At 67.3% G+C, this 13,640-nt stretch carries 16 protein-coding genes; 1 reads left to right on the top strand and 15 read right to left on the bottom strand.

What is annotated here, in order from left to right:
* Positions 1-3 precede the first annotated feature (3 nt).
* From ACTJI4_RS09540 to ACTJI4_RS09490, 11 genes are all read right to left on the bottom strand, one after another.
* Positions 4-954, bottom strand: a complete 951-nt coding sequence (locus tag ACTJI4_RS09540; protein ID WP_440869189.1) for an FAD binding domain-containing protein — start codon at positions 952-954, stop codon at positions 4-6.
* Positions 951-1,595 carry an aldehyde dehydrogenase iron-sulfur subunit PaoA gene (gene paoA, locus ACTJI4_RS09535; RefSeq protein WP_440869188.1) on the bottom strand — a complete coding sequence of 215 codons (645 nt, stop codon included), beginning with the start codon at positions 1,593-1,595 and terminating at the stop codon, positions 951-953. The genes ACTJI4_RS09540 and paoA overlap by 4 nt, the downstream gene beginning before the upstream one ends.
* A gap of 60 nt (positions 1,596-1,655) precedes the next feature.
* Positions 1,656-2,123 (bottom strand): molybdenum cofactor biosynthesis protein MoaE, encoded by a 468-nt coding sequence (locus tag ACTJI4_RS09530; protein WP_392923951.1) that lies wholly within the window; start codon positions 2,121-2,123, stop codon positions 1,656-1,658.
* Positions 2,120-2,362, bottom strand: coding sequence for a MoaD/ThiS family protein (locus ACTJI4_RS09525; protein ID WP_392923949.1), 243 nt, complete (start codon positions 2,360-2,362; stop codon positions 2,120-2,122). The genes ACTJI4_RS09530 and ACTJI4_RS09525 overlap by 4 nt, the downstream gene beginning before the upstream one ends.
* Positions 2,362-2,952, bottom strand: coding sequence for an NTP transferase domain-containing protein (locus ACTJI4_RS09520; protein ID WP_440869187.1), 591 nt, complete (start codon positions 2,950-2,952; stop codon positions 2,362-2,364). The genes ACTJI4_RS09525 and ACTJI4_RS09520 overlap by 1 nt, the downstream gene beginning before the upstream one ends.
* The gene (gene moaC, locus ACTJI4_RS09515) at positions 2,949-3,440 is read right to left on the bottom strand and encodes a cyclic pyranopterin monophosphate synthase MoaC (RefSeq protein WP_440869186.1); all 492 of its coding nucleotides are present in this window, start codon (positions 3,438-3,440) and stop codon (positions 2,949-2,951) included. The genes ACTJI4_RS09520 and moaC overlap by 4 nt, the downstream gene beginning before the upstream one ends.
* The gene (moaA, locus tag ACTJI4_RS09510) at positions 3,437-4,462 is read right to left on the bottom strand and encodes a GTP 3',8-cyclase MoaA (protein WP_392923941.1); all 1,026 of its coding nucleotides are present in this window, start codon (positions 4,460-4,462) and stop codon (positions 3,437-3,439) included. The genes moaC and moaA overlap by 4 nt, the downstream gene beginning before the upstream one ends.
* Position 4,463: 1 nt before the next feature.
* Positions 4,464-5,624 carry a molybdopterin molybdotransferase MoeA gene (locus ACTJI4_RS09505; RefSeq protein ID WP_440869185.1) on the bottom strand — a complete coding sequence of 387 codons (1,161 nt, stop codon included), beginning with the start codon at positions 5,622-5,624 and terminating at the stop codon, positions 4,464-4,466.
* A gap of 99 nt (positions 5,625-5,723) precedes the next feature.
* Positions 5,724-8,000, bottom strand: a complete 2,277-nt coding sequence (locus ACTJI4_RS09500) for a xanthine dehydrogenase family protein molybdopterin-binding subunit (protein ID WP_440869184.1) — start codon at positions 7,998-8,000, stop codon at positions 5,724-5,726.
* Positions 7,997-9,067: an FAD binding domain-containing protein gene (locus ACTJI4_RS09495; RefSeq protein WP_440869183.1), complete on the bottom strand. Its 1,071-nt coding sequence runs from the start codon at positions 9,065-9,067 to the stop codon at positions 7,997-7,999. The genes ACTJI4_RS09500 and ACTJI4_RS09495 overlap by 4 nt, the downstream gene beginning before the upstream one ends.
* Complete coding sequence (locus tag ACTJI4_RS09490; RefSeq protein WP_440869182.1) at positions 9,040-9,624, bottom strand: (2Fe-2S)-binding protein; 585 nt, start codon at positions 9,622-9,624, stop codon at positions 9,040-9,042. Before ACTJI4_RS09490 ends, ACTJI4_RS09495 begins: the two co-directional genes overlap by 28 nt.
* A 211-nt stretch (positions 9,625-9,835) precedes the next feature.
* Here ACTJI4_RS09490 and ACTJI4_RS09485 point away from each other — a divergent pair, with 211 nt between their 5' ends.
* Positions 9,836-10,234: a DUF1622 domain-containing protein gene (locus tag ACTJI4_RS09485; protein WP_392923929.1), complete on the top strand. Its 399-nt coding sequence runs from the start codon at positions 9,836-9,838 to the stop codon at positions 10,232-10,234.
* 109 nt (positions 10,235-10,343) lie between these two features.
* On the opposite strand, the gene ACTJI4_RS09480 is transcribed toward ACTJI4_RS09485, so the two are convergent.
* The 4 genes from ACTJI4_RS09480 to ACTJI4_RS09465 are packed head-to-tail and all read right to left on the bottom strand — an operon-like array spanning position 10,344 to position 13,528.
* Positions 10,344-10,736, bottom strand: a complete 393-nt coding sequence (locus ACTJI4_RS09480) for a hypothetical protein (protein ID WP_440869181.1) — start codon at positions 10,734-10,736, stop codon at positions 10,344-10,346.
* A 43-nt stretch (positions 10,737-10,779) separates the two neighbouring features.
* Positions 10,780-11,031, bottom strand: a complete 252-nt coding sequence (locus ACTJI4_RS09475) for a hypothetical protein (RefSeq protein ID WP_440869180.1) — start codon at positions 11,029-11,031, stop codon at positions 10,780-10,782.
* Positions 11,028-12,362 (bottom strand): TFIIB-type zinc ribbon-containing protein, encoded by a 1,335-nt coding sequence (locus ACTJI4_RS09470; RefSeq protein ID WP_440869179.1) that lies wholly within the window; start codon positions 12,360-12,362, stop codon positions 11,028-11,030. Before ACTJI4_RS09470 ends, ACTJI4_RS09475 begins: the two co-directional genes overlap by 4 nt.
* 17 nt (positions 12,363-12,379) lie before the next feature.
* The gene (locus ACTJI4_RS09465) at positions 12,380-13,528 is read right to left on the bottom strand and encodes an SPFH domain-containing protein (RefSeq protein WP_440869178.1); all 1,149 of its coding nucleotides are present in this window, start codon (positions 13,526-13,528) and stop codon (positions 12,380-12,382) included.
* Positions 13,529-13,640 lie beyond the last annotated feature (112 nt).

Genomic DNA, 13,640 nt, shown 5'->3' with positions numbered 1-13,640 from the left:
GGCTTATCCCTTCGCTTGCTGGAGGACGGCGGCGAGCGTGCGCTCGGCCAGCTGCACCTTGAAGGCGTTCTGCGGCGAGGGCGAAGCGTCCTCCAGCAGTTTGGCCATGACCGCGGCAGCGCCCTGCGGCAGCAGCGCGTCCGCTTCCGGCTTGCGCCACGGTTTGTAGGCCACGCCGCCCAGTGCAACCCGCCCGCTGCCATCCGGTTGCAGCACCGCCGCCACCGATACCAGTGCAAACGCGTAGGAGGCACGGTCACGCACCTTGCGGTAGATATGGGTGCCGCCAAGCGGTGCGGGCAGAATGGCCGCGGCGATCAGTTCGCCTTTCTCCAGCACCGTCTCGAGGTGCGGGGTGGTGCCCGGCGCGCGGTAAAGGTCGTTCAATGGAATGCGCCGGCTGGATCCGTCGGGACGCAGCGTCTCCACCACGGCATCCAGCGCCATCATCGCCACCGCCATGTCGCTCGGATGGGTGGCGATGCATGCGGCACTGGTGCCGACCACGGCCAGCTGTCGGCTGAAGCCACCGATGGCGCCGCAGCCACTGCCCGGCAGGCGTTTATTGCATGGCTGCGCGGTGTCGTAGAAGTAGGGGCACCGAGTGCGCTGCAGCAGGTTGCCGGCGGTAGTGGCCTTGTTGCGCAGCTGGCCGGAGGCGCCGGCCACCAGTGCGCGGGTGAGCAGGGCGTAGTCGCGGCGGATACGCCGGTCGGCCGCCAGGTCGGTGTTGCGCACCAGTGCACCGACGCGCAGGCCGCCGTCAGCGGTCGCTTCGATGGTGTCCAGCGCCAACCCGTTGACGTCGATCAGGTGCGCCGGCGTCTCGATCTCCAGCTTCATCAGGTCCAGCAGGTTGGTGCCCCCGGCAATGAAGCGCGCGCCCTGGGTGCGGGCGGCCGCTGCGGCCGCTTGGGCCGGGGTAGTGGCACGCTCATAAGTGAAGGCCCTCATGCGCGCGTTCCTCCGACGTCTTCGATCGCCTCGACGATGTTGGAATATGCGCCGCAGCGGCAGATGTTGCCGCTCATGCGTTCGCGGATCTCATCGGCGGTCAGCGTGGCGCGGGCGCCCAGGTCATCGGTGACGTGGCTGGGAATGTTGTCGCGCACTTCCTGCAGCACTGCCACCGCCGAGCAGATCTGCCCGGGGGTACAGTAGCCGCACTGGTAGCCATCGTGTTTGACGAACGCGGCCTGCATCGGGTGCAGTCTGTCCGGAGCGCCGAGCCCTTCGATGGTGGTGATCTTCGCGCCCGGGTGCATCACCGCCAGGGTCAGGCACGCGTTGATGCGGCGGCCATCGACCAGCACGGTGCAGGCACCGCATTGGCCGTGATCGCAGCCCTTCTTGGTGCCGGTCAGCTGCAGGTGCTCACGCAGTGCATCCAGCAGGGTGACGCGGGTGTCCACCTGCAGCGTGTGGGGCTTGCCATTGACCTCGAAGGCCACCTCGGCGGTCACCGGCGCGCGTGCGCCGGCGGTATTTCCCTGGGCTTCGGCGACCACGGTGGGGATTACCATGCTCGTGGCCGAGCCGGCGCCGAGTTTCAGCACGTCGCGGCGGGAAAGGGATAGCTGGGGGGGCGTGCTCATGCGGTGGCTCCTCGTTGGCTGCTGCAGCCTGGCTCACGGGGTCGGTACGACGATGATGGTTCAGCGGGGGTCGGCATGCGGTGAAGCGCTGTGTGAATGGGGGTTGCCGCCGTGCGAGCAGACCACCCACTCGCTGTCGCCTTCCACGTACAGCTCCTTCTTCCAGACCGGCAGCCGGTGTTTGATCGCATCGATGATGTAGCGGCATGCGCCGAAGGCGGCGTCGCGGTGGGGCGAAGAGACGCCGACCCATACGGCCAGCTCGCCTACGGCCAGGCGTCCGCTGCGGTGTACGCCGATGGCGTCGATGTCGCCGAAGCGCTCGCGGGCTTCGTCCAGGATCGCCTCGCCCTCGATCTGGGCCAGCGCGGTGTACACCTCGTACTCCAGCCCTTCCACGTCGCGACCGTCGTTGCGGTTGCGCACCCAGCCTTCGAACGCACAGAAGGCGCCGTGGGCGGGGTTCTGCAATGCCGAGCGCAGGGCGGGAACATCCAGCGCAGACGCGCTCACCGAAAACGCGCTCATCCGCCGTTGACCGGCGGAATGAACACCACGGTGTCGCCGTCCTGCAGGGGCTGTTCCCAACCGCAGAAGCGCTCGTTCACGGCGACCCGCAGCGCCGACGCCGGCAGCGTGAAGCCGTGCCTGGCCTGCAGCTGTTGGTAGAGGGTGCCAAGCGAGTCTGCGTCGGTGTCCACGCGCTCGGCGCCCATGTTGGCCTGTTCGCGCAGCTGCGCGAAATAGTTGAGTTCAACCTGGGGCATCAGTTCGGTTCCAGTTGCTGGCGCGCCTGCAGCAGCTCGCCAGGGGTATTGATGTTGTCCAACGCGTTGCCAGGGGAGGGCAGCGCATGGATCTGCAACTGCAGCAGCGCCTTGCGCGGGCAGAAGTGGTGCGCCTCGAAGCGCTGGCGCAGCAGCGGTGCCGATGACGGCTCCCAGATGGCACAGAGTGGCTCTGGAAGGCCGTCGTGGCGACTGACGAACACGGTGGCGTCCTTGCCCGGTTGTCGTGCCGACACCAGTGACCGCAGTGTGCGCGCATCCAGCAGAGGCAGGTCACAGGCGATCACCAGCCATGCGTGCCCGGGGTAGGCCTGCTGCGCGGAGAGGATGCCGGCTACCGGACCCACGCTGTCAACGCTGTCGGCCAGAGCGGGCAGGCTGCCCCGCAACATTTCGCTGCGCTGGTCCGGCCGGAGCGAGACAAACGCCTGCACCAGCTCGATATGCCGCAGCAGGGCCCAGGCGCGCAGCAGCTGCGGCTGCCCGGCGTAATCCAGCAGTGCCTTGTCGGCCTGCATGCGGCGGCTCGCGCCACCGGTGAGCAACAGTGCCGACAGCGGTGCACTCATGACGGATGGTCCAGGTCGGACTTGCCGCCGCGTTTGGACACCAGCCGCACCTGCTCGATCACGATGGCGTGCGAAAGGGCCTTGCACATGTCATACAGCGTGAGCGCGGCAATGCTGGCCCCGGTCAGGGCTTCCATCTCGACGCCGGTGGTGCCGTGGCAGGCGACCGTGCAGTCGACCACCGCACTGTCACCGTCCATGTCGATGGTGATGTCGCAGCGCTGCAGGGCAAGCGGGTGGCACAGCGGAATCAACTGCGAGGTGACCTTGGCGCCCATCACCCCGGCAATGTGGGCCACGGTCAGCACCGCGCCCTTGGGCAGCACGAAGCCGGCCTCGCGCAGCTGGATGGCGACCTCGGGCGGGAAGCGCACCCGGGCCTGGGCGTGTGCCACGCGGTCGGTGGCGGTCTTGCCGCCTACATCGACCATGCGCGGCCGTGCATCGGCGTCCAGGTGCGAGAGCAGGGAAGGATTGGGTTCCATCATCCACCTATGTAGTGCATTTCGATGCGGCGCCCGGGCTTGGACGCCGGGCGGCCGCGCAGTTCGCTGTAACGGTCGTTGCGGGCCGACCACACCCCCGCCAGCACTGCGCGAAGGGCGGCGTCGTCCGCGCTGGCCCGCAGCAGGCCGCGCAGGTCGGTGCCGCGGGTGGCGAACAGACAGGTATAGAGCTGGCCTTCCGAGGACAGCCGCGCCCGGGTGCAGTCGCCGCAGAACGGCTTGGAGATGGACGAGATCAGGCCGATTTCACCGGCGCCATCGACGAAGCGGTAGCGGGTGGCGACTTCGCCCGGATGGCGGGGCGGCAACGCCAGCAGCGGCCAGCGGGCGTCGATGCGGGCGTGCAGTTCCTGCGAGCTAACCACGCAGTCGGCCGACCAGCCGCTGCGGTTGCCCACGTCCATGAACTCGATGAAGCGCAGCACCACGCTGCTGCCACGGAAGCGTTCAACCAGGTCGAGCGCGCCGGCGTCGTTGCGCCCGCGCTGCAGCACGGCGTTGATCTTCACCCCGTCACGGAAGCCAGCGTCCTTGGCCGCATCGATCCCGCGCAGCACGGCATCCACGTCGCCACGCCCGCCGCTGATCTGGCGGAACAGCGCGGGATCCAGCGTATCCAGGCTGACCGTGACCCGGTCCAGGCCCGCGTCAGCCAATGCGTTCGATTGCCGGTCGAGCAGCACCCCGTTGGTAGTAAGGGCGATATCGTCGATGCCGTCGATGCGACGCAGGCGGCGGATCAGGTCGGGCAACTGCGGGCGGAGCAGCGGTTCGCCGCCGGTCAGGCGCAGCTTGCTCACGCCCAGTGCCGCAGCCTGGCGGCATACGCGTTCGATTTCGTCGAAGCTCAACCGCGCTTCCGGCGGCAGGAACGCATAGTCCTCGCCGTAGGTCGACGCCGGCATGCAGTAGGTGCAGCGGAAGTTGCAGCGGTCCATGACCGAGATGCGCAGGTCGCGCAGGGGTCGATTGCGGCGATCCAGGAGGGGTGTGGGTGCGCTCATCTCACCACCGGTGCAGCCGCAGTGGCTGGCCTGCTGCACCCACGCGGCCGGCGGCAAGTTCCAGCACGCCGGCGGTGCCGGCCAACGCCGTGAAATCTCCGGAATTCCGCGAGGCCACGGGCTCGGCCACCGCATTGCCGGCGTCATCCTCATGCAGATGGACCGGGATGAACTGGGCCAGCGCAAAGGCGGGCAGGGCGGTGGCGAGGGGAACCTGCGCCGCTGCAGCGGGTGCAGCGCCCATGCCCGCCAGCAGCGCCGGACGTACGTAACGGATCAGGCAGACCAGCGACGAAACCGGGTTGCCCGGTAGTGCGAAGACCCGCTGACCTTCAGGCCCCACGCCATACCACATGGGCTTGCCCGGGCGCTGTGCGATGCCGTGGAAGTGGCAACGCACGCCCAGCGCCGCCAGCGTGTCGGGCAGGTAGTCGCGCTGCCCCATGGAAACACCGCCGGACAGCACCAGCGTGTCGTGCGACACCAGCAGCCGGCCCAGCGCCTCGGCAAGCAGGGCGGGATCGTCTGCCAGATGATGCAGGGAGGCGCGGCCCAGGCCGGCCGCCTGCAGCGCGGCCATCAAGGCCAGGTCGTTGGAACGCCGGATCCGCCCCGGTGGCAGTGCTGCGTCCACGTCCACCAGCTCATCGCCGGTGGCGACGATGGCCACGCGGGGCAACCTTGCGACGGTCACCCGGGCCACGCCGTTGGCGGCCAGCAGCGCCATCTGGGGGGCGCCAATGCGGCTGCCGGGCGCCAGCACCGGCGTGCCGGCGGCGCAATCGGTTCCACGGCGGTGGATGAACTGGCCGGCGACCGGCGTGGCCGTAGCGCGCAGTGCATAGCCGTCGGCGGTACGTTCCAGCTGTTCGATCGGCACGATGCAGTCGCAGCCCTCGGGAAGCACGGCGCCGGTCGAAACCTCGATGCAGCTGCCCGGGTGCTCCAGGACCTGGCCGTGCATGCCGGCCATCTGCGCACCGGCAATGCGGAGTACCGCGGGCATCACCGGCTGCCAGCGGGTGGCCACCCCATCCATCATGACCCGGTCGAACGGCGGTTGCGGGCCTTCGGCGACCACGGCCTGTGCCAGCACGCGGCCGACCGCTTCCGGCAGGGCGATCTGTTCGGTGACGACGTCGGGAGTGCTGGAACGAAGCACGGCATCGGCTTCCTCTACGCTGATCAACGGCCTCATCAGTGCGTATGGGTGGCAGGGAATGGCCCAGTTTGGCGATTCCTGCGTGATCGCCATTTCACGTCAGCGCATCACCTTGTCCGGGGTGATCGGGGTGCTGCGGATGCGCTTTCCGGTGGCGTGGAAAATCGCATTGCTGATTGCGGCGGATACCCCCACCAAGCCGATTTCGCCCACGCCCTTGGCGCCCAGGCTGCTGACCACCCGGTCATCTTCATCCACAAACACCACGTCCACGTCGTGGATGTCGGCGTTGACCGAGACGTGGTACTGGGCGAAATCGCGGTTCATGAAGCGGCCGAACCGATGGTCGGCCTCGGTGTGCTCGTGCAGGGCCGCGCCGATGCCCCACACCACGCCGCCGATGATCTGGCTGCGTGCCGTGGTCGGGTTGAGGATGCGCCCGGCGGCAATTGCGCTTACCACCCGCATCACCCGCACGGTGCCCAGGTCTTCGTCGACCCGCACTTCGACAAACACGGCACTGTGGGTGGCGCGGGTGAACCTGCGTTGCTCCAGCAGGTTCGGCAGCAGCAGGTAACTGGCCTCGATGCTGGCGCGGTCAGCCCCGGCCAGCAGCGTGGTCAGCGGTACCGCGCTGGCCGCGTCGTCGCGGAGCGCCAGGGTGCCATCGCGGAACACCACATCCTCCAGACGGGCGCGCGCGAACGCGGTTCCGGGTGCCAACCGCGCCAGTGCCAGCAACCGGCGGCGTAGTTTGGTGCAGGCGCCCTCCACCGCCGAGCCTACGGTGCTGACGTGCGAGGAGCCGCCTTCGATCGGGGCCACCGGCAGGGTGGAATCGCCCAGCTGGAAGGTCACCTGCTCCAGCGGCAGGCCCAGCGCTTCGGCGGCGATCATGCTCATCACGGTATAGGTGCCGGTCCCAATGTCGCTGGCGGCGCTGCTCACCACCAACTGGCCATCGGCATGCAACACGGCGCGCGCGCGGGCGAACATCTGCATGGCATCCCATTGGCCGGTGGCCATGCCCCAACCGACCCACTCATTGCCTTCGCGGCGCGAACGCGGCTGCTGCGGGCGGTCGGCCCAGCCGAAGCGGGCTGCGCCCTGCTCGTAGCATTCACGCAGTGCCTTGCTCGAATAGGGCTTGCCGTCGGCCGGGTTGACCTCGGCATAGTTCTTCAGGCGCAGCGCCAGCGGGTCCATGCCGAGGCCGGCGGCCAGCTCGTCCATTGCCACTTCCAGCGCATGCACGCCGTGGGCCGCACCGGGTGCGCGCATGTCGATCGGGGTGTACTGGTCCAGGTCCACCACCTTGTACCCCAGGTGCACGTTGTCGCAGCGGTACAACTGGCCGCTCCAGTTCACCACTACTTCCACATAATCCTCGATACGTGAGGTTTCCCCCACGGCCTCGTGCCAGATCGAGCGCAGGGTGCCGTCGGCGTCCGCGCCCAGCTTCACCCGCTGCACGGTCTCTGCGCGGTGGCCGAAGGTGAACATCTGCTGCCGGGTCAGCACTACCCGCACCGATTTCTCCAGCGCGAGGGAGCCCATCACGGCCAGCGGCAGCTGATACTGCGGGCGCAGCCCCGCGCCAAAGGCACCACCCACATACGGGTTGCGCACCGTCACTTTCCGCTTGGGCAGGCCGAACACATGCGATACGTACCACCGGCTGTTCTGCGACCCCTGTGTCTTGTCGTAGATGGTCAAGTGCCCGTCTTCCCCGCGGATCACCGTGCTGGCGAACAGCTCCATCGGGTTGTGGTGTTCCACGCCGTGGTAGAAATCGGCGGTGACCTGGAAGGGCGCCTGCGTGAACGCGTCATCGGGCTCGCCCTTGTCTTTGGGCGGCGCGGAAAAGCCTGCTTTCAGCTTCTTCGGTGGGCGTGCCCGGGCCATGGCGGCCAACAGGTTGGTGTCGTGCTCCTCGACGTCGTAGTGCACCTCCACGCGTTCGGCAGCCTCGCGGGCGGCTTCGAATGTCTCGGCCAATACCAGCGCGACCGGCTGGCCGCTATAGAGCACGGTGGCGTCGTACAGGGGGCGGAACGGGCTGCCGGCCGGCGCGGTCATGTCCTTGTAAAACACACCTGCACTGCGCATCCGCGGGCGGTTGTCGTGGGTGAGAATGCGCAGCACGCCAGGGACTGCCAGGGCGGCGTCCAGGCTGAAGCCCAGAATCCTTCCCTTGGCGACGGTGCTGTTGACCGCCACCCCGTACACCAGGTCCAGCGCCGGCCACTCGGCGGCGTAGCGCGCCTGGCCGGTGACCTTGGCGCGCCCGTCAATGCGCGGCGTACCGGTGCCGGTCGGCACGTGCCCGGTGCCTGCCGGTGCTACCGGCGGATGGAGCGGGTTGGGAAGATTCATGCCGGCGTCTCCGGTTGGGGGCGCGAGCTGCCCTGGTTGTCGACGGTGCCACGTGCGGCGGTTTCGAGCGCGCGGATCACCGTGCGCCGGGCCAGCGGGATCTTGAAGGCGTTCTGGCCCTGCGACACCGCGCCCTGCAGCAGTGCCTCAGCGGCGGCGGCAAAGGCTTCGGCCCCGGGTCGTGCGCCCTCCAATGCCGCTTCGGCGGCAGCCACTCGCCACGGCTTGTGCGCCACGCTGCCCAGTGCCAGTCGCGCAGCGCGGATGGTGCCATCCGGCCCGATATCCAGTGCGGCCGCGACCGAGACCAGCGCGAATGCGTAGGACAGGCGTTCGCGCACCTTCAGATACGCGCTGTGGGCGGCAAAGCGCATGGCCGGGGGCAGCTCGATGCGCAGGATCAGTTCATCGGCGGCAAGCGAGGTGTCGACATCGGGCGTGTTCCCGGGCAGCCGATGGAAGTCGGCGAACGGAATCGCGCGTTCACCGCGCACGCTGGCTACATGCACTACTGCGTCCAGGGCGGCAAGGGCCACGCACATGTCCGACGGGTGGGTGGCGATGCAGTACTCGCTCGCGCCGAGGATGGCGTGGTGGCGGGTCAACCCGCCGATGGCAGAGCAGCCGCTGCCCGGCTCACGCTTGTTGCAGGGAGTGGCGCGGTCGTAGAAGTACGTGCAGCGGGTGCGCTGCAGCAGGTTGCCCCCGTTGCTGGCCATGTTGCGGATCTGCGGGGATGCGGCGGCGAGCATGGCGGCTGACAGCAACGGGTAGTCGCGCTCCACCAGCGGGTGCCAGGCCGTGTCGGCGTTGCGCGCGGTAGCGCCCAGGCGCAGGCCGCCGTCATCGCGTGCTTCGATGCGATCCAGTGGCAGCCGGTTCACGTCGATCAGTGCGGCCGGGGTAACCAGCTGCAGCTTCATCAGGTCCAGCAGGTTGGTGCCGCCCGCAACGGGCCGGATATCGTTGCTGCCGGCGGAGCCGGCCAGGGCCTGCAGGGCATAGGCGATCGTATCGGGTCGCTGGTAGGTGGCCGGAATCATGCCGGCACCGTACCTGGAACCCATTCAGACGCCGGGGCGTCGGTTCCCGGGGATTGATCCGTTTCCAACACGGACATGACTGCATCGGTGATCTGCGGGTAGGCGCCACAGCGGCAGACGTTGCCGCTCATCAGCTCGCGCACCTGGTCGCGGCTGCACGCCTTGCCCTCGTTGATGAGGCCCTGCGCGGAGCAGATCTGCCCGGGCGTGCAGTACCCGCATTGCAGCGCATCGCAGGCGATGAAGGCCCGCTGCAGCGGATGCAGGTCGTCGCCTTCGGCAAAGCCTTCGATGGTCTGCACCTGTGCCCCGTCCTGCATCACCGCCAGGGTCAGGCAGCTGTTGATTCGTCGCCCGTCCACCAGCACGGTGCACGCCCCGCATTGCCCGTGGTCGCAGCCCTTCTTGGTGCCGGTCAGCTGAAGGCGTTCACGCAGCAGGTCAAGCAGGCTGGTGGAGGATTCGACCTGCAGCGCATGCGGCGCCCCATTGATGGTCAGACTCAGCGGGTACAGCACCCGCGGGCGCGGGGCAGGCCGTGGGGGTGTGGCGGCAAGCAGGGGGGCGACAGACTCGCTCATGGCAGTTCCGGCTGGGGCGATACGCTCCACCGTGCGCCATGTGGCGTCCAACCGGGGTGCAGGCGCAGTGCAGTGCACGCGAAGATGTCGCCGGCTGCCCTCACGTAGATTTACTGAGTCGCGCTCCGTAGTTCAACGCTGGCTGCGGTATCTGCGTGCCACCACCCTGTGCGCAACGCTGCCGTCGCAGTGCTCCGGGAGCCCGCGTGCCATGCCCAGTCAAGCCTCCGCCATCCACTGGGTCGAATGGTCGGCATTGGGTATCGAGTTGCTGGCCATCGCGCTCATTGTTGCCACGATCCTGGTGTCCACCGCCGTCTACGTCGTGGCGCTGGTGGTCCAGCACAAGGACCATGCCGACAGCTACGAACGCTACCGGCGTCGGCTGGGCCGCGCTCTGTTGCTGGGCCTGGAGATCCTGGTCGCCGCCGACATTGTCCGCACCGTGGCGCTGGACAGCACGCTGAACGCGATATTGTCGTTGGGCCTGCTGGTCATCATCCGCACCTTCCTGAGCTGGTCAGTCGTGCTGGAGGTCGAGGGCTTCTGGCCCTGGAAGCGCCCACCTGCGCGGCAACCGGGCGCACGGGAGGAACACGCTCCGCCATGACGATCCAGGCACTGACGATTCTTCACGTCAAATGGCGACGGCGCAGTGTATCGACGTCGCCTGTCACACGTGACCAGGGTTCAAGCGGCTGACGCGATGCAAGTGGCGATCACTGATTTCCTTCGCCATGGCGTACGGCGAAGATGATCTCCTTGCGGTGCATCTCCGCCAGCTCCGAGCGGGCCACCACGATCTCGTCGTCCATATCCCACACGACCTCCTTGAGATCGCCACGCAGCTCGCGCTTGGCCGACATTTCGTCATCCCAGGCGCTGCTGTCGGTCACCACGGTGACGGTGTCCGGCTCGACCTTGATGACCTTCAGCAGCCCGTAGGCCTTTTCGCCTGGCTGCTGGAATTCGGCAAACTCCGAAAGCACCGCGGCATACAGGTCACCGACCTTCGGGTCGTTCGACTCAGTGGCCTTGTCGCCGCCGCGGGCGCAGGCAGTGAGAAGGCTCAGCGAGGTGAGCAGCAGGGCAAGCAAGGCAAGCTTCTTCATGGCTATCCATAATCTGAAGGGTAGAAAGTGGCGGCATTCTACCTCACCCGCTGTTGCGCACGACCCGCTTGCGGTAATCGCGCACGTTGTCGCCCCGGATCCGCGTTTCCTGCGTGCCCGTGATGGTGTCGACCTGCCGGTCCGAGCCGGTCACCGGCTTGGCCTCCACCGTGGTCTCACGCTCGAACGCATGCGACTTGTCGGTGTTGCGGTAGTACCGGTACAGGCCCCAGTACAAGGCGGTCGCGCTGGCGGGACCCGCCAGCAGCAACCAGAGTCCACTGTCATCGCTCATGAGGCTGCTACCAGGAACCAGAGGGTGATGGCTTCAACGATGGTGCCGGTGGTGAGCGCGGCCAGCAGCAGCTTCCACTGCTGTACCGGCACGCTGCCCATGGTTTCACCGGTACGGCCGTTGACCGCGATGTAATGCAGCATGCCGCCGTTGCGGCCAGGCTGGTGGTACGAATACAGCCATACCGGCAGGTACATGGATACCCAGCGCGAGCCGTGCAGGTCCACGCGTTCCTGCTCCCAGCGCACGCCGCGGTCGTAGCGGCGCACCGAACCTTCCACCTGCGCGCGGGCGATGGACAGCAGCTGGTCTTCCAGCCGCGGCTTCATCTTTTCCACGTCCAGGTTGCGCTTCTCGGACGAGAAGCCCAGCAGGTACGATGCGTTCCACTTCAGCGCGTTCTTGGTATCGAACGGCAGGATCGTATTGATGATGTTGTTGGTGTTGGCCCTGGTATCCAGGTTGCCGCGTTCGGCCGACGATTCCAGCGGCAGGTCATCCACGGTAAAGTCCACCGCGCGGTCCACCTGGTATACATCGGCGTCGTAATAGGTCTTTTTCTTGTCGCCTTCGCCGCGGGTGTACTGGCGGGTCAGGATTTCGCCCTTGCCGGATACGCTCGCGCTGACATTGCTGTCCACGATCATGTAGGGCATGTACACACCCACCACGTTCTCGGGCGTGAACTGGTCCTTGAAGGCCTTCAGCGCGAACAGCCGGCGCTTGTCCACGAACTGGCGGATGCGCGCCACCGCGTCGTCTTTCGTGATGCGGAACGGCAGCACCGCATCGGGCACCGCGCCGTTGGACACCTGTTCGTTGACGCCGAACACATGGCGGCACCAGTGGCAGCGTGCGGTCATGGTGGTTTCGGTGTTGATGGTCACTTCGGCGCCGCAGCCGGTGCATTTGAAGCTCATCAGGCTGGCGGTGCCGGCCTCGATGTCGCGTGCGCCCGACGCGATGATGGTGCCGCGCAGCTGGTCCAGGCCTTCGCCCAGGCCGAACTCCTGCTCGACCAGCGCGCCATGCCATTCGTTCCGGCAGAACTGGCAGACCAGCACATCGGTACCCAGCTTCAGGCGCACATCGGTGGAGCCGCACTTGGGGCAGCGGTTCAGGCCGTCCTTGAGCTCTTCGGCACTGGTATCGAGCGCGACCGGATCCGGCGCCTCGATCTCGGCGCGGATCGGATCGGGCAGGGTGGCCGGGTCAAGCGGGAAGCTGCCCGGCAGGGGCGGTACATCGCGCGGCGAGCCGGGGCCGGTCACGCCCGCCGGCAACGGCGGTGGACCCCCGGGTAGCGGGGGCGGAGTCTTCGGGTCGGACATAATTTCGTTCGTCCGCCTTACAGACCCAGTGCCTTGGCCTTGAGTGCGTTGTAGTCGTCCTGGGTGATCAGGCCGAGGTCCAGCATCTCCTTGGCCTTCTGGAGCTTGGCCACCGGATCGTCGGCCGCCGGTGCTGCCGGGGTGACCGGCTGCTGCAGGCCGGCCGCACCGAACATGCCGGTCGCCATGCCGACCCCGACCAGGCCGGCCGCGCCGCCATTCTCACCGGCCGACTGGATGCCCTGGGCCACGCTGGCCTGCAGGTTGGAATTGCCGCGGCCACCGGACAGCGCATCGGCGCGCTGCACCGTCTTGAGCAGCTCGCGGGTGTTGGCGTCGTATTCGATGGAGACAATGGCGGTCTTGACGATGGCCAGGCCACGGTCGGACTTCCACTGGTAGCCCTGTTCAACCGCCGCCGACAGGCTCTGGGCAAAGCCCAGCGAATCCTGCTGCAGCTTGGTGATGCGGTTGCCCTTGCCGGGATCGTTGGTGTACAGGCTGAACGCCGGGGCCAGCGAGCCCACCACTTCGTTGAACAGCTGGCTGGCCGCCGCGTTGTCCAGGTCGGTGAAGTCGAACACCTTGCCCGGCTGCAGGTAGCTGGCCGGCACGAAATTCTTCACGAACAGGATCGGGTCGACGATCTTCAACGTGTACGAGCCACGCGTGACCGCACCGACCTGGGTGTTGAGGAAGCCGTCGTCCCAGTAGATTTCCGACTGGGTGCCGAAGCGGTTGTCAGGCAGTTCCTTGAGCGACACGAAGAACGCCGCCTGCTGGCCGCCCGGCTGGCCGCCGAACTTGAAGCGCTCCCAGCTCTGCTTGATCAGCGGGGTGACGATGCCGTCGCCGGCAAAGATCGACTGCGAATTGAGGTCATCCGAGCGCCATTCGTAGCCACCCGGTTCGGCCACGAAGCCGGTGATGCCGCCATCCTGGAACAGCAGCAGGCCGTAACCTTCCGGCACGACGATCTTCGAGCCGTTGGTGATGATGTTGGACGAGCTGCTGGTATTGGACCCGCGCCCGGCATTGGTGCTCTGGGGTACCGCCGCGAACAGCGCCGCGGTGGCCGGCAGGCCCGCCGGCACGGTGTAGAAGTCCTTCCACTGGTCGGCCAGAACACCGCCTACCGCACCTTTGACTGCCTGGATGAGACCCATGACCCGCTCCCTGAGTTCCAAGGACGGGCGGGGTGCCCGTCACGATGGGGGAACTATAGCAGCGGGGCATGCATCGGATGGGCGTATTCGGCCGGTCAAGGCCTAAACCCTT

The sequence above is a fragment of the Stenotrophomonas sp. 22385 genome (assembly GCF_052045085.1).
Classification (GTDB): Bacteria; Pseudomonadota; Gammaproteobacteria; order Xanthomonadales; family Xanthomonadaceae; genus Stenotrophomonas.
The sequence above is the reverse complement of the archived record's forward strand: the minus strand, read 5'-3'. Positions and strand labels throughout refer to the sequence as shown.